Annotated in this window: 22 protein-coding genes; 3 read left to right on the forward strand and 19 right to left on the reverse strand. The window is 46.7% G+C overall.

All coding sequences use genetic code 11. The annotated features are described in order from the left end of the window. Positions 1-3 precede the first annotated feature (3 nt). The 14 genes from rsmB to AC6I5A_RS02220 form a co-directional block, all read right to left on the reverse strand. Complete coding sequence (rsmB, locus tag AC6I5A_RS02155) at positions 4-1,356, reverse strand: 16S rRNA (cytosine(967)-C(5))-methyltransferase RsmB (RefSeq protein WP_034611220.1); 1,353 nt, start codon at positions 1,354-1,356, stop codon at positions 4-6. Then, the gene (locus AC6I5A_RS02160; protein ID WP_034611222.1) at positions 1,349-2,038 is read right to left on the reverse strand and encodes a zinc metallopeptidase; all 690 of its coding nucleotides are present in this window, start codon (positions 2,036-2,038) and stop codon (positions 1,349-1,351) included. The genes rsmB and AC6I5A_RS02160 overlap by 8 nt, the downstream gene beginning before the upstream one ends. A 127-nt stretch (positions 2,039-2,165) precedes the next feature. Beyond that, a complete protein-coding gene (gene fmt / locus AC6I5A_RS02165) occupies positions 2,166-3,146 on the reverse strand; it encodes a methionyl-tRNA formyltransferase (protein WP_034611225.1) in 981 nt (326 codons plus the stop codon). Between the two features lie 100 nt (positions 3,147-3,246). Further along, entirely contained in the window at positions 3,247-3,699 is a 453-nt protein-coding gene (gene def, locus AC6I5A_RS02170) for a peptide deformylase (RefSeq protein WP_034611228.1), read from the reverse strand. Positions 3,700-3,940: 241 nt separating this feature from the next. Then, a complete protein-coding gene (gene priA / locus AC6I5A_RS02175; RefSeq protein ID WP_034611231.1) occupies positions 3,941-6,322 on the reverse strand; it encodes a primosomal protein N' in 2,382 nt (793 codons plus the stop codon). A 209-nt stretch (positions 6,323-6,531) separates the two neighbouring features. Next, a complete protein-coding gene (metK, locus tag AC6I5A_RS02180) occupies positions 6,532-7,722 on the reverse strand; it encodes a methionine adenosyltransferase (protein ID WP_034611234.1) in 1,191 nt (396 codons plus the stop codon). Between the two features lie 5 nt (positions 7,723-7,727). Beyond that, on the reverse strand, positions 7,728-8,942 hold the full coding sequence (gene coaBC / locus AC6I5A_RS02185) for a bifunctional phosphopantothenoylcysteine decarboxylase/phosphopantothenate--cysteine ligase CoaBC (protein WP_034611298.1): 1,215 nt from the start codon (positions 8,940-8,942) through the stop codon (positions 7,728-7,730). Beyond that, positions 8,942-9,148 (reverse strand): DNA-directed RNA polymerase subunit omega, encoded by a 207-nt coding sequence (gene rpoZ, locus AC6I5A_RS02190; RefSeq protein ID WP_034611237.1) that lies wholly within the window; start codon positions 9,146-9,148, stop codon positions 8,942-8,944. Before rpoZ ends, coaBC begins: the two co-directional genes overlap by 1 nt. After that, positions 9,145-9,753 (reverse strand): guanylate kinase, encoded by a 609-nt coding sequence (gene gmk, locus AC6I5A_RS02195; RefSeq protein WP_034611243.1) that lies wholly within the window; start codon positions 9,751-9,753, stop codon positions 9,145-9,147. The genes rpoZ and gmk overlap by 4 nt, the downstream gene beginning before the upstream one ends. A 9-nt stretch (positions 9,754-9,762) precedes the next feature. Continuing rightward, complete coding sequence (gene remA, locus AC6I5A_RS02200) at positions 9,763-10,038, reverse strand: extracellular matrix/biofilm regulator RemA (protein ID WP_034611248.1); 276 nt, start codon at positions 10,036-10,038, stop codon at positions 9,763-9,765. A gap of 14 nt (positions 10,039-10,052) precedes the next feature. Continuing rightward, positions 10,053-10,931, reverse strand: a complete 879-nt coding sequence (locus tag AC6I5A_RS02205) for a YicC/YloC family endoribonuclease (RefSeq protein WP_034611250.1) — start codon at positions 10,929-10,931, stop codon at positions 10,053-10,055. A gap of 50 nt (positions 10,932-10,981) precedes the next feature. Then, positions 10,982-12,217 (reverse strand): LL-diaminopimelate aminotransferase, encoded by a 1,236-nt coding sequence (locus tag AC6I5A_RS02210; RefSeq protein WP_034611253.1) that lies wholly within the window; start codon positions 12,215-12,217, stop codon positions 10,982-10,984. 16 nt (positions 12,218-12,233) lie between these two features. Next, positions 12,234-13,067 (reverse strand): diaminopimelate epimerase, encoded by an 834-nt coding sequence (dapF, locus tag AC6I5A_RS02215; protein WP_034611256.1) that lies wholly within the window; start codon positions 13,065-13,067, stop codon positions 12,234-12,236. A 194-nt stretch (positions 13,068-13,261) separates the two neighbouring features. Further along, positions 13,262-16,000: a calcium-transporting P-type ATPase, PMR1-type gene (locus AC6I5A_RS02220; RefSeq protein ID WP_034611258.1), complete on the reverse strand. Its 2,739-nt coding sequence runs from the start codon at positions 15,998-16,000 to the stop codon at positions 13,262-13,264. Positions 16,001-16,366: 366 nt separating this feature from the next. Between AC6I5A_RS02220 and AC6I5A_RS02225 the strand changes: the two genes are divergently transcribed. Then, the gene (locus AC6I5A_RS02225) at positions 16,367-18,205 is read left to right on the forward strand and encodes an Rqc2 family fibronectin-binding protein (protein ID WP_034611260.1); all 1,839 of its coding nucleotides are present in this window, start codon (positions 16,367-16,369) and stop codon (positions 18,203-18,205) included. Between the two features lie 55 nt (positions 18,206-18,260). Here AC6I5A_RS02225 and AC6I5A_RS02230 read toward each other — a convergent pair whose 3' ends face one another. Further along, positions 18,261-18,713: an N-acetyltransferase gene (locus AC6I5A_RS02230; protein WP_034611262.1), complete on the reverse strand. Its 453-nt coding sequence runs from the start codon at positions 18,711-18,713 to the stop codon at positions 18,261-18,263. Between the two features lie 225 nt (positions 18,714-18,938). On the opposite strand from AC6I5A_RS02230, the gene AC6I5A_RS02235 reads away from it, so the two are divergent. Beyond that, positions 18,939-20,372 (forward strand): two-component system sensor histidine kinase NtrB, encoded by a 1,434-nt coding sequence (locus AC6I5A_RS02235; protein WP_497900433.1) that lies wholly within the window; start codon positions 18,939-18,941, stop codon positions 20,370-20,372. Here AC6I5A_RS02235 and AC6I5A_RS02240 read toward each other — a convergent pair. From AC6I5A_RS02240 to guaB, 3 genes are all read right to left on the reverse strand, one after another. After that, entirely contained in the window at positions 20,350-21,594 is a 1,245-nt protein-coding gene (locus AC6I5A_RS02240; protein WP_497900434.1) for a hypothetical protein, read from the reverse strand. The genes AC6I5A_RS02235 and AC6I5A_RS02240 overlap by 23 nt on opposite strands. A gap of 243 nt (positions 21,595-21,837) precedes the next feature. Beyond that, positions 21,838-22,620: an undecaprenyl-diphosphatase UppP gene (gene uppP, locus AC6I5A_RS02245; protein ID WP_034611267.1), complete on the reverse strand. Its 783-nt coding sequence runs from the start codon at positions 22,618-22,620 to the stop codon at positions 21,838-21,840. A 33-nt stretch (positions 22,621-22,653) separates the two neighbouring features. After that, positions 22,654-24,108, reverse strand: a complete 1,455-nt coding sequence (gene guaB / locus AC6I5A_RS02250; protein WP_034611269.1) for an IMP dehydrogenase — start codon at positions 24,106-24,108, stop codon at positions 22,654-22,656. Positions 24,109-24,263: 155 nt separating this feature from the next. Here guaB and AC6I5A_RS02255 point away from each other — a divergent pair, with 155 nt between their 5' ends. After that, positions 24,264-24,764, forward strand: coding sequence for an HD domain-containing protein (locus AC6I5A_RS02255; protein ID WP_034611271.1), 501 nt, complete (start codon positions 24,264-24,266; stop codon positions 24,762-24,764). 42 nt (positions 24,765-24,806) lie between these two features. On the opposite strand, the gene AC6I5A_RS02260 is transcribed toward AC6I5A_RS02255, so the two are convergent. Then, positions 24,807-25,064: a hypothetical protein gene (locus AC6I5A_RS02260; RefSeq protein WP_034611274.1), complete on the reverse strand. Its 258-nt coding sequence runs from the start codon at positions 25,062-25,064 to the stop codon at positions 24,807-24,809. Positions 25,065-25,072 lie beyond the last annotated feature (8 nt).

Raw genomic sequence — 25,072 nt, forward strand, 5'->3', positions numbered from 1 at the left:
AACTTACCTGCGACGAAATTTTGCTATGAAAAACCCGTCCATGTTATGGCGGTGGGGTAAAAGCTGAAGCATTCCTTTACGTGCTTGTTGAATATCTCGCGGATCCTCAAGGGTAAAGGGCAAATCATCCGCCAGGTTAACAGCCTCAAATTCCGGATGCGCTGAGCGAAACGTCTTTACCAGATCAAAATTCTCTTCCGGTTCGATTGTACAGGTCGAGTAGATTATATCTCCCCCCACTTCAACACAAGACGCAGCCCGTTCCAGGATGGTCAGTTGCAGGAGGGGTAAATCCTTAAGATCTTGCTCTTCTTTCCGCCAACGCAGATCTGCTCTCCGGCGCAGGACGCCCAATCCGGAACAAGGAGCATCAACTAAGACGCGCTGGTACGAACCGGGTTTTACGCCGGGTAAATCCCGGGCATCTCCAAATTGAGGTTTGATTATCGTTATTCCCAGTCTTTGGGCTGACTGATTGATCAGTTCAAGCTTTTGCTCATGGATATCAAAGGCCATGATTTCTCCCTCGTTCTGCATCAGCTGAGCCAAGTGCGTGGTTTTTCCGCCAGGGGCGCTACAGGTGTCCAAGACCCGTTGGCCTGGTTTGGGGTCTACCACATGGGCTACAAGTTGGGAGCTTTCATCCTGAACCATAAATAGTCCCTGCCGAAAACTCTCCAGCCGATCTACGGCGCCAAAATGTTGGATCCTTATGCTTTCCGGAATCCGGATTCCGGGGTCGACTGTAATTCCTTCCCGGATGAGACGAGCCCTTAAATCTTCACGTGAGATCTTGAGCGTATTCGTGCGGATCCAAGTTGGAGCCGACTCATTGTTGGCTTGGCATAAGGCCTCCGTTTCCTCCCTGCCCCAGCGTTTCAGCCAGTGCTGAATCATCCATTCGGGGTGAGAATAGCGCACTGAAAGATAGCGCGCCGTTTCACGTTTTGCATCCGGCCAAGGAAAATCCCACGCCTTATTCATAACCTTACGCAAGACGCCGTTTACCAAGCCCGTGAATTTGGGGAATGATTTGGCTAATTCCACACTTTCATTGACCGCAACAGCGGGGGGTACATTATCGACATAAAGCAATTGAAAAGCGCCGATACGCAGAATAGCTCGGACTTCATGGGGTAGTGACGACATGGGCTTACTTAAATGCATTCGCAGTGCGTAATCCAGGGTTAAACGATGTTTGAGCGTACCATTCACTAAGAATGTCACAAATCGGCGATCTCTGGAATCAGCCAACTTCGCAAGATTTTTCTGGAGTAAGAGATTCACGTAAGCCCCTTCGACCTCGGCACGCGTCAGAATTCGGACCGCCATCCCTCGTGCGGTTTCTTTAGTCATCACTCATGCTCCGCGAAATCAGGATCAGCCTGGCTAACTCAAGCACGGCAACTAAGGTCGCGGCTACATAAGTTAAAGCCGCAGCGTTCAGCACAGAGCGTGCCCCGCGGACTTCCTCACCGGCAAGCATATTTCCGTCCTGTAAAATAGCCAGGGCTCTATTGCTGGCATTAAATTCCACCGGCAGAGTGATAATCTGAAATAGCACAGCAAAGGCAAAAAATAAAATCCCTAAATCCAGAAGCCAGCTAAAACTCTGGAAGAAAAAACCGATCATGATCATTATCGGCCCGGCTCCGCTGCCGAAACTGGCAAGAGGAACAAAGGACGTCCTTAGTGTCAAAGGAACATACCCATAAGCATGTTGAAGGGCATGCCCCGTTTCATGGGCAGCTACAGCCACGGAAGACAAAGAGCTGCCCTGAAAAACGTCTTCACTTAATCTAATAACCCTTGAACGCGGATCGTAATGGTCGGAGAGCCGTCCTTGTATCGGCTCCACACGTACATCGTATAGTCCGTTACTGTTCAAAAGAGCTCGTGCTGTTTGTGCTCCCGTTAGTCCTGATTGCGAACGAATTCTGGAAAAACGTTTGTAAGTCGAGGAAACTTTGAATTGAGCGTATATTGAAAGCACTATCGCCGGAATTAAGAGAACCATTGTGGGGTCCCAAAAAAACATAATTTTACCCTCCTTTTATCGATGCACGATATCCGATGTCCGAGGTCCGATGTCCGAGGTCCGAGGTCCGAAGTCCGAGTTCGATTCTACGAATCGAAATACAAATTGAATGCCTCGCGCCTCGCGTTTACTCGAATTTTTCTCCTAACCGGCCATGTCGGCCGTTGAAGAAGTCCCTGGCTGACATGGCGCGCTTCCCTGCCGGTTGAACCTCCAGAATCTGAAGGACTCCATCCCCAGTCTGAACCAGCAGCCCCTCCCCAAGAACCCGGATAATTTGGCCCGGTTCAACTCGATGTTTGAGGTTCGAGGTTCGAGGCTCGAACCTCCGGCTTTCGACCTCTGAACACTTTTCTGTCGTTTGTAAAGTGCTTCGCCAAATCTTAAAATTTTCTCCCCGAAAGGTCGCAAACGCTCCCGGCCAAGGGTTCAACCCCCGAATCTGATGGTGTAGTTCAGCCGCCCTACGTGACCAATCTATACATTCATGTTCACGTTTCAGAAGGGGCGCATAATTTGTTTTACCAGTTTGTGGTGTTGCCATTAATCTCCCCATTTCCAACTCATATAAGGTTTCCAGGAGAAGTTCTCCTCCCAGAACGGCTAACTGATCATGAATCTCTCCCGTTGTTGCTTCATCTGAAATTGGTACTTCCCGTTTCAGGAACATGTCTCCTGTATCCAAGCCCTCATCCATCAACATGGTGGTCACTCCCGTACGGGTTTCCCCCCTCATGACAGCCCAATGAATTGGTGCTGCCCCACGGTAGGAGGGGAGCAACGAAGCGTGAACATTTATACACCCTTTGGCAGGCAACTGTAAAATTTCTCTGGATAAGATTTGTCCGTAAGCAACAACAATAATGCTATCCGGGGCCAAGGCCTGTAACTGATGGATTGCTTCAGGTGTTTTTATCTTTTCCGGTTGAAAAACCAATATGCCTAGTTCTTCCGCCGCAACTTTTACGGGACTTGGTTTTAATTTTTTCCCTCGACCGGTCGGCCGATCAGGTTGGGTAAAGACACCAACAACATCATATCCGCCCTTAACCAAGGCCCGTAGAGAAGGCACGGCAAAATCAGGTGTGCCCATAAAAACTAAACGCATAGTTATTCCCCCTACTCGAAATTCGATGTTCGAGGTTCGAAGCATTTGGAGCTGAGTAATTTAGGCGTAACTCGCAGACACGTGCAGATCAGCGCTCCTCCTAACTTCGATATGTTTTCTTGGCAACATCGATAAACAGTATCCCCTCCAGATGATCAATCTCATGTTGCAAGGCGCGAGCCAACAAATGCTCCGCTTGAATTTCCACCAATTTTCCTTGACGATTTAGCCCCTGTACACGTATTTTAGTGGCCCGCACTACATCTCCTGATATTTTTGGTATACTAAGGCATCCTTCCTCCGCACTGTTCTCTCCCTCTTTTTCCAAAATAACTGGATTGATGAGTTCCACCAACACCTCACCGACCTTAACAATAATAACCCGCTTGGAAACCCCAATTTGAGGGGCAGCTAAGCCCACCCCATCGGCGGCATGCAGTGTATCTATCATGTTATCAAGGAGTTTTATTATCGTCGGATTTACCTCTTTTACCTCTCTTGCCTTTTCCCGTAATATCTCTGCACCAATTTCTACAATCTTATATACAGACATTGCCTTTTTACTCCCTTCAGTATTCTATGCGAAGTTCGAAGCGCGATGCGCGATGCCCAAGGCTTGAACTTTACTCGATGTCCGAGGCGCGATGCCCGAACTTATATTCGACGTCCAAGGTTCCCGTTTCGCACCTCGCACCTCGCACCTCGCATATATTGTATCCTATGACTAGTCACTAAGTCGAGGACCTGGCGCGTTTCGAACTTGTTTAAACTTTCTTTTAAATTTAAATTGTCTTCTAGTTCGAAAGTGGATCAACTTCTATATTCAATATGACCCCCCTGCTGGCTGAACCTTGGCTAAATCGTTGAACCCCTTGATGTAAGAACGCCCTGAGTAGATCCAGACGCCTTCCTTTGACAGATATCTGCCATCGCCATTGATTCTTAAGTCTGGATAATACAGCCGGTGCCGGTCCCAGAATACCTAACTCATTATTTCCAAATTTAGGGTCTTGCATTCCTTGCTTCAGACAAGCCCACAAATCGTTGGCCCCTTTAATAACCCGTTCCTCTTTTTCATGAAGCAACAGAACTCGAACGATATGGGTATACGGCGGATATTTCCGTTCTTTGCGATAGCGTATTTCTTCCCGGAAAAACCCCTGGAAATCATGCCGGGCAGCTCGCACAATGGCCCCATCTGTCGGGGAATAGGTCTGAATTACAACCTCACCTGGTTTAGTGCTCCGACCCGCTCGACCGGCAACCTGAGTTAAAAGTTGAAATGTCCGTTCTCTGGCCCGAAAATCCGGCATATTGAGCGTTTGATCTGCGGTAATGACCCCCACCAAGGTGACATTTGAAAAATCCAGTCCTTTGGCCATCATTTGCGTTCCTACCAGGATAGACGCTTCTTGACGACGGAAACTTTCCAGGATAAGGCGGTGCGCTTCTCCGGAGCGTGTGGTATCAAAATCCAAGCGCAAGATGGAGGCCTCCGGAAGTAAGCCCTGCAACTCCTCTTCTACACGCTGCGTTCCCTGCCCAAAAAAACGAATATACCGGCTGGCACATTCCGGACACGTCAGAGGAGGAAGTTCTTTATGGTTACAATAATGACAGCGCATAGCCTGTCCCTGGCTATGATACGTCAGGGCTATATCGCAATTGGGACAACTGACCACATAACCACATTCCCGACAAGCCACAAAGGTTGAATACCCTCTGCGATTCAGAAAAAGCATGGATTGCTCGCCCCACTCAAGCCTTTCCCGCAGTTTTTTTTGCAGCAGCAGGGAAAATATACCCCGGTTTCCCGTTAGAAGTTCCTTCCGCATATCCACAATCTCAACCGGTGGCAAGATACTTTCCCCAATCCGCCTAGTCATCGTTAGCAAGCTGATTTTACCCGATTGTGCCGCGGCATAGGCTTCCAAAGATGGCGTTGCACTCCCGAGCAAAACGACACCCTTGAGCTGTTCCATCCGTTGGCGCGCGACATCCCGGGCATGGTATTTGGGGTTCTCATCCTGTTTATAGGCACCATCATGTTCCTCATCCAAAATAATGAGCCGCAAATTCGGGAGAGGTGCAAACACGGCGGAACGGGCCCCAATGACGATCCGCTTCTGGCCTGCCAAAATATGCTCCCAGGCTTTCATTTTTTCCCTCGGTCGTAAACCGGAGTGCAGGATAATTACTCGGTCGCCAAATTGGGTTTCAAAATAGCCGGCCACTTGAGAGGTCAGGGAAATTTCCGGTACAAGCAGAATTGCATCTCCGCCTTGAGCGAGAACATGCGCTATCAACTCAAGATAAACATCCGTTTTTCCACTACCCGTCACACCATGCAACAAAACAGTCTGGGACGAGCCTTCCGCTAAGGCAGTCAACACGTTTTTCACTGTTCTAACTTGCTCCCCGGTTAATTCGTAAGTTCGACCGGTGGAAGTATTATGTTCTTTAGCCCCGAGTTCCTCATAAAGATAGTCCGCTAATAACCCTGCGCTCCATGTTTGTGATGGCAGGGTATCTTCCTGATGTTCCTTAAGCTGGTTCTCTGAAAAGCTCCCAGCCGGGGGTTCTTTCTTCTGAGCTATTTTTATCTCAGATCCGCCCCCTCTAACTACAAAGCGTGTTTCCTTTTTTACCCACCCGTGTTGGAGCAGCTTCTCGAGCATCGCCCCGGAAATATCCGCTCGCTTAAGAAAGGTTTTAAGGGAAATTTCCTTACTCCGTGCCCGGGTAAGCACTTTAATCGCTCGAAAGGCATCCGGATCCAGCCACTGTAAGGTCTGAACATCCGAATCTTCGAGGGCTGCCAGGAGGATAACCCACTCTTCCGCTTTTCCCTTGAGGAGCGGCCAAACCGTATGTAGGCTTTGCGCAACTGAGCAGATAGTTGTTTGCGCTAACCAATGGGCGAGCTCGATCAGATCCGGAGGAATCAGACTGTCCTTATCAACAATCTCTAACACGGGCTTGAACTTCACAAGCGCAAGTTCATCAGGCAGATCATCCGTCATATTCACAACAAGCCCCTGGACCATACGATGCCGGAGGTTAACAAGAACCCGCATCCCTATCTTCAAGTCAAATGATTCAGGAATAAGATAATAATAACTTTGATCCAGGCGCCGATTAGCTACATCAACCAAAACTTCAGCATAACGAAACACTACGACGCCTCCTTAAACAGTATACATATCCGATCTGGGGAACACTGATTGAACCTTTCACCTACAATTTATCAAGAAATGAATATAACGTTGACAAAGCCCTCTCTCGCTATGCGGGGGAGGACTCTTTCTGTCTAAGGATGCATATAAATAGCATTTACCCCTTTTTATGGATCTCACTCTTTAATGGGTGGAAACTCCATTTATCCTTACAGTCCGGCGAGTTTTCGCAAGGCCTCCGCCTTATCGGTTCTTTCCCAAGACAGGTCGAGGTCGGTTCTTCCGAAATGACCATAGGCAGCCGTTTGGCGGTAGATCGGGCGACGAAGATCCAAAGTCTTGATGATGCCGGCCGGTCGGAGATCAAACGTTTGCAGGATAAGCTCCGTGATCTTATCATCGGCGATCTTTCCCGTGCCAAACGTCTCAACCGCAACAGATACTGGATGGGCTACTCCGATGGCATAAGCTATTTGAATTTCGCAACGGTCCGCTAACCCTGCGGCAACGAGATTTTTAGCCACATAACGCGCCGCATAAGCACCTGAACGGTCAACTTTTGTGGGGTCCTTGCCGGAGAAGGCACCGCCGCCATGGCGGGCCATACCGCCATAGGTGTCCACTATAATTTTGCGTCCCGTCAATCCGCAATCCCCCTGGGGTCCGCCGATGACAAAACGACCCGTCGGGTTGACTAAATACTTTGTATCCTCATCTAACAGTTCTTTGGGAATAGTTGGATACACAACATATTGCAGCAAATCACGGCGAATTTGTTCTTGTGTAACATCCGGATGATGCTGCGTAGAGACCACAACAGTATCCACCCGAACCGGCTTGTTATCCACATACTCCACGGTAACCTGGGTTTTCCCATCCGGACGCAGATAGCCTAAAAAACCCGATTTCCGTACCTCACTGAGTTTGCGTGCCAAGCGATGTGCTATATCAATAGGGAGCGGCATGTAGCTTTCGCTTTCATTCGTCGCATAACCGAACATCATACCTTGATCTCCGGCCCCGATTGCTTCTATATCATTATCGGTCATTTCACCGGTTTTTGCTTCTAAAGACTGGTTCACACCTAAGGCAATATCGGCGGATTGTTCTCCGATCGAGGTTAATACTGCACAGGTATCGGCATCAAAGCCATATTTGGCCCGGGTATAACCAACTGAACGGATAGTCTCCCTCACGACATGAGAAATGTCCACATAGCAAGTGGTCGTGATCTCCCCGCTGACCAGGACCAAGCCCGTTGTTACGATCGTTTCACAGGCCACTCGAGCATTTGGATCTAACTCGTAAATAGCATCCAAAATGGCATCTGAAATTTGATCACAGATCTTATCAGGATGACCCTCGGTCACAGACTCGGAGGTAAATAATTTTTTAGCCATTTAATTCACTCCTTTGTTTCCATTTCCATCCCAAGTAGCCTGGCAATCTCTCGAACGAGATGTCGGGCAACCTCAAGTTTATTCAGCTGAGGGAAATCCATTCTGCTTCCGTCAGGGAAGAGAAAACTGACAATGTTTGTTGGGCTGCCAAAGCCGGCACCCGGTTTAGTGATATCATTGGCTACCAGGAGATCCACGTTCTTCTTTTGCATTTTAAGTGTGGCGTTGACCAAGAGGTTCTCCGTCTCGGCTGCAAACCCAACAAGAACCTGGGACGTTTTCTTCCGCCCAAGTTCGGCTAAAATATCCGGGTTGGGAACCAACTCAAGTGTACAGCTAGTCCCTGTTTTTTTAATTTTTTGTTCCGCCTCAACCGAGGGGCGATAGTCCGCAACCGCTGCTGCCTTAATGACAACATCCATTTCGGGAAAAAGCCCCAAGACTGCATCGTACATCTCCAAGGCAGTCTGCACTCCTATCCGGGTCACTCCCTGAGGAGTTTGTAAATCCGTTGGCGCACTGACCAGGATGGTCTCCGCCCCGGCTTCCTGTAACGCTTGAGCAATAGCATATCCCATCCGCCCGGAACTCCTGTTCCCCAGATAGCGAACCGGATCAAGCGGTTCCTGGGTTCCGCCTGCCGTTACCAGGGCTTTCTTGCCTTTTAACCAGGCAGAGCCAGCAAAAAAACGCGTTAAGGATTCCACGATCTCCGCCGGTTCGCTCATGCGTCCGTCTCCATCTGTCCCACACGCTTGAAAACCTGTGCCGGGGCCAATGACGTGGACCCCACGCTGCTTGAGGAGTGCCAAATTAACTTGCGTCGCAGGATGATGATACATCGCATGATTCATGGCCGGCGCCACAAAAATCGGTGCGCGGACAGCTAAAAGTACCGTCGAAAGAAAATCATCCGCTATCCCTGTTGCCATCTTAGCCAATATATTAGCCGTTGCCGGAGCGACAATGACTGCATCAACGTGCTCTGCCAAGCCGATATGCTCAACATTCCATAGTTTCGGCTCGTTGAAAAGATCTACATACACCGGGTTCGATGAAAGACTCCGCAGTGTAAGGGGAGTAATAAATTCTGTTGCCGACTTCGTCATCGCAACGTGTATTTGGGCCTGCAGCTTACATAAGAGCCTGACAACCTCCGCAGTTTTATAAGCGGCAATTCCGCCGGTAATTCCAACAAGGATTTTTTTCTCTGTTAACATCATAAAATCTCTTCCGAGGTACATTCATAGGTGGATTCGGAACGGGAAATCTCCTCGAGTGAGATACTGACCGGCTTCACACCCTTAGCTAAATCATCATGCTTTGCCTCTTCCATTATTGTACGCGCCTGCTTGGCAACAACTACCACCAATGTGTACTTGCTATCCACCTTACGCATCAGCAGATCAAGTGAAGGTTGTTTCATTTATACTCCCCCTTAAAAACAAACGGTTTTCGTTTCACCCGGCATTTTTCCGCGACAAGGATACTTTTGAGTTTTTCGACAGCCGCAAGAACTTCATCGTTAATAACTACGTAATCATACTCATCTACATATTCAAGTTCCTGAATTGCCGTGGCTAAACGTTTCTGAATGACTTCCTCAGTCTCAGTCCCTCGTTTGTGAATACGTTCGGAGAGAACATCCAAAGAAGGCGGAATGATAAATGTGAAAACTCCCTGCGGAAATCGCTTCTTGATTTGCATCGCTCCTTGAATATCAATCTCTAAAATAACGTCCCGTCCATCCAGGATCGCTTGCTCAACGGCAAATAGTGGTGTTCCATAATAATTATCACAAAACTCGGCCCATTCCAATAATTCGTTACGCGCGAGCATAGCTTCAAATTCCTGCCGCGGACGAAAATAATAATGGATCCCTTCCACTTCACCCGGGCGGGGACTGCGCGTCGTCATCGAGACAGAATATCTCAAGTCGGGCATTTGGCGCAGAAGTTCTTGACAAATCGTCCCTTTGCCTGCCCCGGAAGGTCCCGATAATACAATTAATAAGCCATGGTTTTTTTCCACTTTACACCCCTAGTCAACCGGATCTTCTACGTGGGTATTGGACTCTTTGATCGAAAGACGATTTGCCACTGTTTCCGGTTGGACTGCGGACAGTATCACATGCTGGCTATCACAAATAATCACCGCGCGTGTACGCCGACCATAAGTTGCATCAATAAGCATACCCTCATCCCGTGCTTCTTGAATAATACGTTTGATCGGGGCGGATTCCGGACTCACAATCGATATAATTCTATTGGCCGATACAATATTGCCAAATCCAATGTTAATGAGCTTAATGTCCATAAAGAATCCTCCATTTACTCTAGATTCTGGATTTGCTCGCGCACTTTTTCCAATTCACTTTTCACACTAACAACCTGTTGGCCAATTGTTAAATCATTGGCTTTTGACCCAATGGTATTGATTTCCCGGTTCATTTCCTGCATTAAAAAATCAAGTCGGCGTCCCACCGAGTCGTTACTTCTCAGCGCGTCTCGCCCTTGAGCCAAATGACTGTTGAAGCGAACCAACTCTTCCGTAATGGAGGCGCGATCCGCAAAATAAGCCACTTCGTTCGCCAGTCGGGTCGCATCCACTTCAACCTCGCCTAAAAGCGTCTGAATGCGGTCCTGCAAGCGTTCTTGATAATCTGTCACGACAAATGGCGCGCGCTCAGCAATCTGTTGCAGATACCCGGTAATGAGATCAAGCCTAAGGAGTAGATCGGACGTTAATTTTTCTCCTTCAATACGGCGCATTTGCCCAAGACTATCAGAAGCTATCCTAAGTGCCTCAGCGCACGCTCCCCACAAAGTATCAAGATCGATCTCAGGTTCCTCAACTGAAAGAACTTCAGGTAATGTGACTAAACGATAAATATCCGTTTCATGCGCTGCATGCAGGGCTAAGGCCAGATCCTCCAATATCTTATCATACGACAGTGCTAAATCTTTGTCAACCTTCACCGATCTCTTTCGTTCTTCTGTTTCCACCACATTAACATGCACTTCAATCCGGCCGCGCTGGAACCTCCCTTGTAACGTCTTTCGTATCCGATCTTCAAAACTGCTAAAATTACGCGGCGTTCTCACCATTATTTCTAAAAACCGATGGTTAACCGATTTCAGCTCGATAGAAAACTGATAACCGCTTCCGCTTGCCTCACCCCGTCCGAATCCCGTCATGCTATTTGCCATACGCCACCCAGCGAATCAATCAGCCGGGTCATTCACCCCCTACTAATAAATCACACGGTCTTCAATATGCTCATTCTTTCAACTGCCCGCAGAGTATTCTCTCTTGAGCTAAATGCCGTCAACCTGAAGTGACCTTCTCCGTTTGCTCCAAAACCGGCTCCCGGTGTTCCAACAACATGAACTTCTTTCATCAGTTTATCAAAGAAATCCCAGGACGGCATTTTATTTGGTGTCTGGAGCCAAATATAGGGGGCGTTTACCCCACCGAAAACCTTGTAGCCCGCTTTCTGAAGTCCCTCGCGGATAATGCGGGCATTTTCCATATAATAATCAATAGTTCCCCGTACCTGTCTTTTACCTTCCTCGGAATATACTGCAGCCGCGGCTGCCTGCACCGGGTAGGATACTCCGTTGAATTTTGTGGTCTGTCTCCTTAACCACAACTTGTTCAGGCTGTGGGCTTCGCCTTTTGAGTCATAGGCCATTAGCTCCTTCGGTACGATAGTATACGCACATCTGGTTCCCGTAAAGCCGGCAGTTTTTGAGAAACTTCTGAATTCTACGGCCGTTTCCCGGGCACCTTCTATCTCAAAAATACTGTGTGGAACTCCATCTTGTCTTATAAAAGCCTCATAGGCTGCATCAAACAAAATAAGCGCTTTATTTTCCCGGGCATAATCAACCCACTTTTTTAGCTCATCGATACCTAAAGTCATTCCTGTTGGATTATTAGGATAGCATAAATAAACCATATCTACTCTAGAAGTGGGAAAAGACGGTTTCATTTCGTTAACTTCATTGCAGGGCAAATAGACTATTTTTTCAAATTGACCCTGACTGTCAGGAAAACCCGTACGTCCAGCCATAACATTGCTATCAACATAAACTGGATAAACCGGGTCCGTTACTGCAAATATGTTATCCGTCCCAAGAATCTCCTGAAAATTAGCTGTATCGGTTTTAGCGCCGTCACTGATAAAAACCTCTTCCATAGAAAGGTTAACCCCACGCGGTGTAAAGTCATTTTCAATAATCTTTTTGATTAAAAAATCATACCCCTGTTCAGGACCATAACCCCTGAAAGTATCAGAAGAACTCATTTCATCAACGGCCTTGTGCATAGCTTCAATAACAGCCGACGGCAGAGGCCTGGTTACATCACCGATTCCCATTCTAATAATCTCAGCAGACGGATTTTCTTTTTTGAATTGGTTAATTCTTCGTGCTATTTCCGAAAAAAGATAACTGCCAGGCAGTTTCAGATAATTTTCATTTACCTTGACCATTAAATATTGCTCCTCCCTAAGCCAACCATTCACCCTTAAACACATACGTCGCCGGGCCGGTCATATAGACGTGGTTATCTAATCCCCATTCAATCCACAAATCTCCGCCCGGCAGATGAACGGTCACTGTGCGTTCTGATTTATGATTGAGCACGGCTGCAACTACAGAGGCACAGGCGCCTGTCCCGCAGGCCAGCGTTGGTCCGGCGCCCCGCTCCCAAACTTTCATGGTAATGTCCTGCGGTGAATTAACCCGAATAAACTCAACATTGGTTTTACGCGGAAATAATGTATGTTTCTCAATCGCCGGTCCAAGACGTTCAAAATCGAGCGCCGCAAAATCCTCCACAAAGATAACGCAGTGCGGATTCCCCATGGAAACAGCAGTATATTGGAACGTTTCCCCTGACACTTCAAGTCTCTCTCCCACCACCGGTTCCCCTTGACCTAAAACCGGAATGAGGTCGGCACGCAAAATGGGCTCTCCCATATCTACTCGCACCCCTTGAACCTGAGCGTCTTTGATATTTAGATGAATCGTCAAGACACCGGCGAGAGTTTCCACCCGCATTGGGTTATGTATTGCAATCCCTTGATCGTAGACATATCTCGCGAAACACCGGATGCCATTACCGCACATTTCAGGTTCAGATCCGTCTGCATTAATGATCCTCATCCGGGCATCGGCGACTTTCGAAGGCAGAATTACAACTAATCCGTCCCCGCCTATACCAAATTGCCGGTGGCAGAGCTTCTTGGCTAACTGTGGGTAATCCTCGTCGGCTGAATCAGAAAAATGGTCCAGAAAAACAAAATCATTCCCCAGACCATGCATTTTAATGAATTTCATCGTACTCCCCCCCCAAAAAGAATACTACGCTTAATGAAGTGGGTCAACCATTTGAGCCGGAAATACACAAGGCGGGCAAGAGATATTCGTTATACGTATGCGAATTACTCAGCAAAGGCTGATCCGCTGACTTACCAATATAAAAGTTGAAGTTCGATATTCGCACATCGAACATCGAACTTCGAACCTCACATTTATCCCTTGACTATTGACGGTTTTCCTTGCCAGGAGCTTTTAAATAGTCGGGCAAATCCCATTAGGATGGACGGCCCCCCCGACACACACAGGATAAGAACCCATTGCCAACTTACTAAGGGCACGGTCTTAAAGATCACCTGTAACGGAGGAATATAAATGACGCTGAGCTGCATAAGCGTGGAAATCAGCACAGCTCCTACCAGGTAAGGATTACTGAACAGTCCCACTTCGAAGATACTTCGTTCTTCAGACCGGCAATCAAAGACTTGAAAGAACTGGAAAAACACTAGTGTAGTAAAGGCCATAGTTCGCGCCCCTAATATGTTTACCCCCATCAAGAGGCCGACTACAAACACAAAAAGTGTTCCCAATCCGATTAAGGTCCCTCCTATCGCTATTTTGCCGGCCAACCCCCGTGCAAAAACGCTCTCTCCCGGAGCCCTGGGCTGACGGTTCATAATGCCTGGTTCCGATCCGTCTACTCCTAAGGCCATTGCCGGTAAACCGTCTGTGACAAGATTTACCCAAAGGATTTGAATAGGCAGTAACGGAAGTGGCAGGCCCACAAGTGTCGCCACAAACATCGTTAGGACTTCTCCTAAATTACAAGAAAGTAAGTAATGAATAAACTTCCGAATATTGTCGTAAATCCCACGACCCTCTTCCACGGCGGCCACGATCGTTGCAAAATTATCATCGCCCAAAATCATATCGGAAGCTTCTTTTGTAACATCCGTTCCGGTTTGGCCCATAGCCACCCCGATATCAGCTTCTTTAACCGCAGGAGCATCGTTCACTCCGTCCCCTGTCATGGCAACTACTTGCCCACGTTTTTTTAAGGCACGCACGATTCTAAGCTTATCTTTTGGCGTTACGCGGGCATAGACGGAAATATCCATCACGCGCTCGCTTAAATCCTTTTCAGACATTTGCTCAAGGTCTTCACCTGTAATCACTCCGCTCCTTGAGCCTCGAAACATCCCCAACTCATGAGCAACGGCTTCTGCGGTTAAGCGATGATCTCCCGTAATCATAACAGGTTTAATACCGGCCTGCTGACAAACTCTGATTGCTTTGACAGCACTGGCGCGCGGCGGATCAATCATTCCCAGCAAGCCAACAAATGTCAAGCCCTCTTCGACGTGTTCATCCAGTGGTTTCGACTCTGACAACGGTTTCTCGGCAACTGCCAGGATGCGGAGAGCCTGCCGCGCCATTTCATCATTAGCCCGCATGATGCGTCGCCTGCTTTCAGCGGTCAACTCCACAACCCCTTGCGCGGTCAACTCTTGCCGACAAAGCTTCAAAACCTTATCCGGAGCCCCTTTGACATAGGCCATACGCCCCTGTTTTGTTTTATAGACAACACTCATTCGTTTCCGATCCGAGTCAAAGGGCAGCTCCCCGATCCGCTCTTGTTTGCGTTCCAGAACCTCCCGCCAGATCCCCGCCTTAGCGGCAGCCACCAAAATAGCACCTTCAGTCGGATCTCCCTCAATACCCCATGGCGCATCATTTCCTTTAGATCGAAAGAGACCGGCAACCTGAACCCCTTTCTTAGTCAACGTCGAATTGTTGCAAAGCGCTGCAATCTTTAATGCCGCATGAAGAGGATCCCGCACTTTTTCCGGATTAGCCCCGTCAAACTCCCCTTTGGGATCATACCCTTGTCCAGAAACGCTGATTCTTCGGCCATCCGAGTAAATCTGGCGGACCGTCATTTCATTCTGGGTCAGAGTCCCCGTCTTGTCGGAACAGATCACCGTCGCACACCCCAAGGTTTCAACGGCAGGAAGTTTCCTAATAATTGCCTGTTTCTTAACCATTCGTTGCACCCCTATCGCCAAAGCCACGGTGACAACCGCCGGTAAGCCTTCTGGAATAGACGCCACTGCCATTGATACACCTGTTAAGAACATCTTACCAAAGTCCTCTCCTCTTAAGACTCCTATGACCACTACTGCAGCACAGACAAGAAAGAAGAGCAGGACCAACCATTTTCCAAGTTCGGCTAAACGCTTTTGCAAAGGTGTCTCTTCATTTTCCACACTTTGGATCATTCCTGCAATGACTCCCATTTCCGTTTCCATCCCGGTCGCCACAACAACGCCGGCCCCCCGCCCGTGGACAACAGAGGTCCCCATATATCCCATATTCTTACGATCGGCCATTGGCGTAAGTTCTTCTTGGATCGGCAAGATACTTTTGCTCACGGGATGAGATTCCCCCGTCAGTGTGGACTCTTCCACTTGCATATTGACTGCCTGAATCCACCGTACATCAGCAGGAATTCGATCCCCTGTTTCGAGGAGTACAATATCCCCAGGCACAACGTCCATAGCCGGAATCCGTTGCTCTATGCCTTCTCGCAATACCCGCGCTTCAGGGGCGGTAAGGGAACGGAGGGATTCCATGGACCGCTCTGCGCGATACTCCTGAATAAAGCCAAGAATGGTATTAACAAGTGTGAACGCTAAAATCGTGACTGCATCCGCTATTTCACCTAGAAGTCCGGATACAACCATGGCTGCCAGTAAGATCAAAACCATAAAATCTTTAAATTGTCCCAGGAACATAAAGACTGGGTTGACTCTCTTTTTTATCGCCAAGACATTTTTTCCGACCTCAACCAACCGCCGATGAACTTCTTTAAGACTTAACCCTTTACCCGGATGTACATCCAAGACCTTGGCCACATCAAGCCAAGGCAACACATGCCATGCCTGTTGCCGCATGCCTTGATCCCTCCTTTTTTATGTATCGCGCCTCGTGCATCGCCTCGCGCATCGTGCCTCGTGTTTCGTGCATCGTGCATCGTGCCTCGTGTATCGTGCATCGTGTCTCGTGTATCACGCACCGTACCTCCTGCCTCGCGCCTCCTGCCTCGCGCCTCCTGCCTCGCACATCGCGCCTCGTGCCTCGCGCCCCGCTTTTCTAGTACATGCTTATTCCCAAAAACTTCGAAAAATGCCTCGCTGGAACAAGTGTGTTATACTAAAAAAGACTCCCATGCTGATGACGCAGCGCCATTGGAAGGATGAAAATTGGTTTCTATTTTCAGGATAGATTTATGACAATTGGCTTGGAAAGGAGTTTCTCTCATGGCATTAGACGGTGTGACCCTCGCCTATCTGGTTAACGAGCTGGGTCCACAACTTATTGGAGCACGTATCGATAAAATTTTTCAACCGGAAAAGGATGAAATCCATTTCTTTTTGAGGCAACAGGGATCCAGTCGTCTCCTGCTTAGTACCAGTGCAACCTCCCCCCGCTTCCACCTCACCCAGGAAAACAAAAAAAATCCGCCCTCCCCGCCCATGTTTTGTATGATTTTACGCAAACACCTCGAAGGCGGTAAACTTGTCCGTCTACATCAAAGTGAGCTGGAAAGAGTCGTGACCTTTGACATTCTAAATTACAACGACCGTGGCGATTTAGTCACCCTGCGGCTTCACTTGGAAATCATGGGAAAACACAGCAATCTCATCCTCGTCGACCCAGCGACAAATACCATTCTCGACGGTCTTAAACGATACTCGCACGCCCTAAGCCGCTACCGCGAAGTATTACCGGGACGACCTTATTTCGCGCCCCCCTCTCAGGGAAAACGACCTCCCATCGAGGACGAAGAGCTTTGGCGAAAGGCACTTTATGAGGAAGACCTTAATCACCCCCTAACTGACGTTTTACTCACCCTCTTTGCCGGGATCAGCCCGGAATTGGCCAGAGAAATTGTCATTCAAGCAGGATTAACGACTGACACTCGCCTCGATAAGTGCGGAGATATTGATTTTTCCCGACTTTTTCAGGCTTATCGAAGGCTTTGCAATCCCGAGGGCGTTCCTGTCATTCAACCGTGTCTTTATTATGATTTTGCAAACCAATCCCGTCCCGTCGCCTTCACTTTTACCCCCTTCCAACAATACCAGGAGTTGGAAATGGAAAAGGCGCCCTCATTAAATGACGCGATCCGGTGCTTTTATCAGTCAAGAACCATTACCAACACCCTTGAATCAAAACGGGGCTCTCTCCGAAAAGTCGTTCAAGAACAACACGCCCATTTCAGCAAGAAACTAAAGATATATCGGGAAGCTGAAACCGGCGCCCAGTCCAGTCTGGTGTATCAACAATGGGGAGAACTCCTTACCGCAAACCTCTATCTTATTCCTCAAGGATCGCTTGAAGCCTCTGTAGAAAATTATTATGACCCCGCACACTCTAATCTGGTCATTCCCCTCAATCCCCATATCAGTACCATCGACAACGCCCAGCACTATTACAAACTTTATAACAAAGCGAAAGCCACCCTACTCAAAACAAAGCCACTCAAGGAAGCCGCACTCGAGGAAGTGAAATACCTGGATTCCTTACTGGTCAGCTTGGACCAGGCGTCCACCCTGGCGGAGCTTAATGAAATCAACTTGGAAGTAGTGGGTCAAGGATATGTGGCTGGAAAACACTTAAAAAAAGATACCTTCAAAGCTAAAAAAGGCCGCCTCAATACAAAGTCAAAGGTGAAAGTGATAGTTCCCAAAGAGTCTATCCGCCCACGGGTCTATCGTTCAAGCCAAGGCCGAATCATCTATGTCGGAAAGAATAATGCTCAAAATGATTGGTTGACGATGCGTAAAGGAAGACCAAATGATCTTTGGCTCCATGTCAAAATCATTCCCGGTTCACACGTTCTGATTCCCCTCGAAGATGGAGAAGAATTCCCCGATGACACTACCCTGGAAGAAGCCGCTGCACTCGCTATCTATTACAGCCAAGCGCGCGGTTCCTCTCAAGTTCCCGTGGATTACACACATGTCAAGCAGATCAGGAAGCCTAATGCGGCTAAACCCGGAATGGTGATCTACGATCAAAACTGGACATTATATCTCACCCCTAAACCGGAAATCCTGGAACGATTGCTGGCCAGTGAAGAGATGTCAGAGTAAATAAATATGAGCAGAAATCCACAAATGATTTCTGCTCTTATTTTGATGCACATAACTAAAGGATACGGCTTACTGCTATCTCATCACAATTAGGGAACTTGATACAATTAATACACTCCGTCCAAACCTTCTGGGGCATTTGATCTTTACTGACCTCTTCGTAACCACAGTATTTAAAGAACTCCGGCTGATAAGTCAACGCAAAAAGTTTCGAACAACCCAGTTCCCTGGCTTCTTCTTCAAGTCCTTTAACTATCCGTGTTCCGATCCCTTTTCGTTTGTATTCATCAGAAACTGCCAATGCCCGTATTTCCGCCAAGTCACTCCAAAGGATATGTAATGACGCAACCCCCACCAATTGGGCATCTACTTCCGCTAGCAGGAACTCGCGTATATTTTCATATAGCATATTTCTTGACCGGGGAAGCATGAGTCCTTGTTCTGCATTACTATTAATCAAAAATATCATCTCTTCAACATCTGAAATACGAGCCTTACGCAATTTCATTAATTTTTCTCCTTTTTGTGCATAATTATACAGCATTTATATATTATTGCACCTTATTTAGCGATTTTATTTTAAATTAAAATAATCAATATAAATAACCCATATACTTTCATTTTTGGGGATTTTAAGTCAGCTTCAAGTATAATTCCGCTTTCTCCTTTTTCTTACAATATTCTGCATCATGTTATGGTACACTATGTTAGTTAGTAAGTAGCTTAATAAATTTTGGAAGGAGTCTATGTGATGATGGCCCTAAAATTGCGATTACGCTTTCTCCATCGAGATAGTGTCTTCCTGTTTTCTTCTCTCATCCTCATATTAATTATTGGTTTCATCCATATCATACCCCTTCCCCTATTCTTCCACATTGTTTTCGTATTTTTCCCATACATCTACATTACTCTTTATTTCGATCTTTATTTAAGCACCTGGGGCAAGGCCTGGATTCTAACCACCACTCTGCTTATATTTGCATCACTGGCATATCTTGATCATCCTTATGTCCCTTTTATTTTAGTTCATGTCCCCTTACTGCTATTTCTACTTGGAACAAAGTTTATATCTTACAAACATCAAATACAACAACGGCAACTTCATCAACGTCATATCAAAGCAATGCGTGTGATGATACGACAAAATCTTCCCTTAATCCAAACCGTCGACTATTCTCGCGAAGCAGTTATTCTATTGGACAAAACAGGTGTAATTATTGATTCAAATCCTCAATCGTGCCTCCTTCTATCTTTGTCAGAATCATTCTTAATTGGCCAACCTATATTCAATATTTTAGGTATTTTAGCTAATTTCGATCCGAGCAGCTCACCGGAGAACGGTGAATTTATCTGGGGAACACAGAAAAAGATAATAAAGTTCCGAACAAAGCCTTTGCTGAACCATGACATTCCATCGGGCATGCTTTTGACTCTTTTCGATATCAGCGAAGCAATAAATCGCATGGAAGCGAATGAACAAGTTGCGAAATTTTCCGCTATCAATAAGGTCTCAGCTGGCCTAGCGCATGAAATCCGTAACCCCTTGACAACGATTAAAGGATTTATGCAACTGATTGCACCTGAGCAATGGCCTGAGTCATTCCGTCCCTATCAACAACTTATTCTAAATGAGATCCAGTCCATCGATCAAGTCTTGAGTAAATTCGTCCTCTTAACAAATCCTTCTGCTCCTCAAATGCAACCCCTTAATATGACAGAATGCATTCAGACCATGGCGCAAACAATTCAACACATACGACTTATGCGGGATGTTACCCTCACTTTAGAACTCCCCTCTCCTCCGGTATATGTCATGGGTGACCATGACCAACTTCTCCAGGCTCTTTTATCCCTTCTAAATAACGCGATTGAAGCCTCACCCAAAGGAGGTAAGGTTATTATACGATTAACGGAATACGAATCTCACGTAAGAATAAGTGTAATCGATTACGGCCCCGGTATTCCTAAAGACCTGCGTCAGCGTGTCCTTGATCCGTTCTTCTCTACGCAAGCAGACAGTACCGGACTGGGTTTAACCATTGCGTACCAAATCATTCTCGCCCATCATGGCATGCTTCATTTTTCTGAATCTGTACCCCCTAGTGGAACAGAAGCGATGATTGATTTACCCCGTTTGCCAAAGTTCAAGAATAATCTTTCTGCATAAGTGATCGGTTCCGAAGAGTTCGACAATTAAGCTCGTAAATTCCTTTGTCCTGCCAGTTTTCCGGTAACGTCCAAATCGGAAACTTATCCGGATCATTTAACCAACAATACCAACGCCGAAGTTCTTCTTCCATACCAAGTGTCGTAAGCCAATGTACCCGGCCGTCCCAAACTAATGAATTCCCTTGTTCATCTTTTGCACCGACTAAAAGGCGGCTCTTTTCTAAAACACTTGCCAACAGAATACTTTGAGATGCTTTTAACAGCGGCTTCTCAAATATCGGACATATGACCCTTAATTGTCCATCGCCATGAAAGAAAAACCATTCCTCCAATTCAAGCACTGAATTTTCGCTGCGTTCTTTAGGAAGCCACGGCCAGGGCCAAGGACTCCCCCAGAGCGATTTCAAAACTCCGTCTCCCTGATGAAGCAACAAAGCCAGGAGATTTTGCGTGCGAAGTTTACCCTCTTTCTCAAGGGATTCAAGGTAGTCCAGAATCTTTTGAATGACCGTACAAAATTCCGTATTCAGTAAGCCTGAAGCATCTACCCAGCCCTGTTTTTGCCACTTTAAAATTTGTTCGTTATTCTTAAGCCACTTAACTTTGCTGTTTAATTCGAATTTCTTTCCCTTACGACGCACTTCGGCAATCTCATAATTTCCCCAAAGGAAAGCAATGTGCTGAGGTTTTATTTCTTTGCGAACGCGTCGACAGGACAAACCATCAAAGAACGTGTTCACAATCCCAAGTTGTTGCTGAGCAACCGGATTCAAACTTTGTCCCCAGCGTTTCAAATCCGGACGTTCTTCCCCCAGAGCGTAACGGGACAGGCTGCTTTGCTTTTTATCGGGAATAAGGTATAAACTCGGCGTAAGTTTTTCACGCCAATAAACTGCCCTGGCAGTGATATTTCCCCCTATTTTAGAAACCCCATTTAAAAAAGCTGCTGAAAAGTCAGGGGCCACATAATAAATTACGGTCTTAGCACCATTACTCAGCCGATTCCCCCATAATACACCGGCCAGAAGGAATTCCTCTTCGCGCATAAGAGCAGAACAGGCAATGATACCGACTCGCAAAGTCGTCTCGCCGCCCATAAAATAGGCAAACTGTGGGGGGAGGCGGGTTTCCTTTTTTTTATCCTCCGGGTATTCAAGCCAGTTCCTGGCAATAAATATGTCAGGATGAGCTTCCCAGACCATATTCCAGGTGATACTCACAATGAACCTCCCTTAGTTTTTCTTCATAAGCATGTTTACGCGCTAAGAGAAGATATCATGACACTTTTTTAGAGAACTCAAAGCTCTAGTTCAAAAATTGCTGACCCATCCATTATCCCTGATTTTCCTGGCATGCTTCTTTTTTACATCAAAAATCCCCCCGTTGTTACTCTATTGTGAACAACGGAGGAATATAAACGTTAGTTATATTTTTTGATTTTTTGATTAGTTTAGGTAAGCACTTTAATGTCCTGCTAAAGCAAAACCTATAACAATAACCCCAATAATAAAACGATATCCGACAAAAAGGCCAAAGTTGCTAGTTTTCAAATACCGTAATAAAAACGAGATACTTAAAATACCAACCACAAAGGATGTAATAACGCCTACGGAAAAAGGTAAATCAATGGAAGCCATCGTTAAATGCCGAAGTTTCATGACTCCGGCACCCAAAATAATTGGCGTAGACATGAGGAAAGAAAAGCGGGCGGCATCTTCCCTGGTTAGACCTAATAAACGGGCAGTTGTCATCGTACTGCCTGAACGGGATACCCCGGGGATAATTGCCAATGCCTGAGAAAGACCAATCCAAATCGCGTCTGCCATTGTCATCGTATCCATTTTGCGCAGTTGTCGTTTTTTGTCCGCTAAATAAAGAAGTATCCCCATAACAATCAACATAATTCCAATAAGCAAAGGGGCCCGAAAAACAGTCTCCGCCTTTTCCTCTAAAGCCAGGCCAAACAATCCGCCGGGAATAGTTGCCAAAACCAAGTACCAGAAAATACGCTTATCGTCTGATGCCTGACGCCGCAGGGCCGCTTTTATTAATCTGATCCAATCCTGCCAAAAATACAGGACCACTGCTAAAAGAGTACCCATGTGAAGTGCAACGTCAAATGTCAAGCCTGGATCATTCCAGCCAAAAAGCCAGGGGATGAGTACGAGATGTGCTGAACTGGAAATAGGTAAAAATTCCCCCAAGCCTTGGACTATCCCCAGGACCAATGCATGTAGAACTGTCATTTTCACCCTCCCTCAAAAAAGCTTCGACATTTGTTAGCTATAATTTGGCGCTTCCTTGGTAATCGTCACATCGTGAGGATGACTCTCGCGAAGTCCCGCGGCAGTCATGCGCATGAAACGGGTTTGTGTTCTTAATTCCTCGATATTTGCCGTTCCCGAATACCCCATCCCGGCGCGCAATCCGCCGATCATTTGATAGATGGTTTCTGAAACGAGTCCTTTAAACGGAACACGTCCTTCAACGCCCTCGGGAACAAGTTTTTGATCATATTCCTGGAAATAGCGGTCACGACTTCCTTCTTTCATAGCGCCAATTGAGCCCATCCCCCGGTACACTTTAAAACTCCGTCCCTGATAAATTTCCAATTCACCGGGACTCTCTTCCGTCCCAGCGAAAAGACTTCCGATCATCACGGTTTGAGCACCGGCGGCCAAAGCCTTGACGATGTCCCCAGAGAACTTAATTCCTCCATCAGCGACAATCGGAATGCCAGATTTATCCGCTTCTTCCGCACACATCAGTACGGCTGTAATTTGAGGAACTCCGATACCGGCGACCACACGCGTCGTACAAATGGATCCCGGTCCAATCCCGACTTTTATGGCATCCGCTCCCGCCTCGATCAGCTCACGAGTTGCTTCCGCAGTTGCCACGTTACCGGCAATAACCTGTGTTTCAGGAAAATGGTTCTTGATGATCCTTAGCATTTCGATAACTCCTCTGGAGTGTCCATGAGCCGTATCCAGGACAAGCGCATCAACCCGGGCCTTAACCAAGGCTTCAGCACGCAGCAAAGTATCAGGAGTAACACCGATGGCCGCACCTACCCGTAAACGACCGCTATCGTCTTTGGCGGAATTCGGAAATTGCCGGGTTTTTTCAATATCTTTAATTGTGATCAGTCCATAAAGCATCCCCTTTGCATCAACGAGGGGCAGCTTTTCGATCTTATAATGGCCTAATATTTTTTGAGCTTCTTCAAGAGTCGTACCAACTGGGGCTGTCACTAAATCGGTCTTGGTCATAACCTCATTGATCATACGATCATAATTATTCTCAAAGCGCAGATCCCGATTAGTTAATATCCCGACCAGTTTTCCTTCGACAGTAATGGGAACTCCGGAAATTCGATAGCGTTTCATAAGCTCCAAGGCGTGCTGGACACTGTCATCCGGATGTAAAAAAATAGGATCGGTGATAACACCATGTTCGGACCGTTTTACCTTATCCACTTCTAAAGCTTGCTGCTCAATGCTCATATTTTTATGAATAATCCCTATTCCGCCTTCTCTCGCGACAGAAATAGCCATCCGGGAATCCGTGACTGTATCCATGCCGGCACTCATTAGAGGAATATTGAGTTTAATCCTTTTCGTCAAATATGTACTGACATCAACATTGTGAGGCAGTACTTCGGATTTGGCAGGAACAATGAGCACATCATCAAAGGTAAGCGCTGTTTCTTTGATAATACGATTGGAATACATGATTAGCTCCCTTCCCAATAGTTTCTAATCAGTATAACAGATATATTCAATAATTAACAGAATTTGTTTTGTCTTGTGTATCACAAATACCCTGTAAAATCCCACTTGAAAAATAGAAATTGGTTCATTATGATGGGGTCAGGAGGAGGTAAGAGATGTTTTATCGTGTTCATCAATTCATTAAAGCGATTTCTTCCAAGATAGATTCATCAGAAATCACATGGGCCCTGAATAGCTTACCACCTGAGGCCGGTTCACTCTTTCTTAAGCAGTCACGGTCAGAACAGCGCCATGCTCTTGATGTAGCTCAAAGTATCATGAAAGAACAACCGGCTTTATCTGTCTCGAACTATCAAAACCTGCTCGCTGCCGCGCTCCTCCATGATTGTGGCAAATCCAAGATCGGTAACCGTCTCTGGCATAGAGTATTTGTTGTTCTAATGCAGAAAATGCCCCAACCCATCTGGTCCCGCCTCGAAAGAAGTCACACTGTTTTCGCGACACCCTTAAAGACCGCTTCCCAGCACGCCATTTTGGGCTGTAATTTAGCCCGGGAAGCGGGATTAAATCCCGTGATCTGTCTTCTGATCTACGAACATCATTATCCTAAAACAGAGTTAGGTCGAATTTTAGAAAGTTCAGATAATACGCATTAATTTATAAAGCATAAATCAACGTTGGTAGACGCATGCATGCTTTTATGGGAATGATTCCATCTTTTCCTGGAGTTCCACTATTTCCCTGTTTTTCGAAAAAATCCATTTGGCAAATCGCTTATTATCTCGTTGTAAGCGCACGTTTTCCTTTTCAAGGTGGCGGACTAAGGCCACCTTTTCACGTTCCACTTTTTCTAACAAGTTCATAAGTACTCGCCTGCTTACTCTTAGATGTTCAATACGCTGCTCCAGTTCACCAACACGCGCCCTGAGTAATTCTAATTCTCCTATAGGATCCATTGTGTATA

The organism is Desulfosporosinus sp. Tol-M2 (assembly GCF_059735615.1).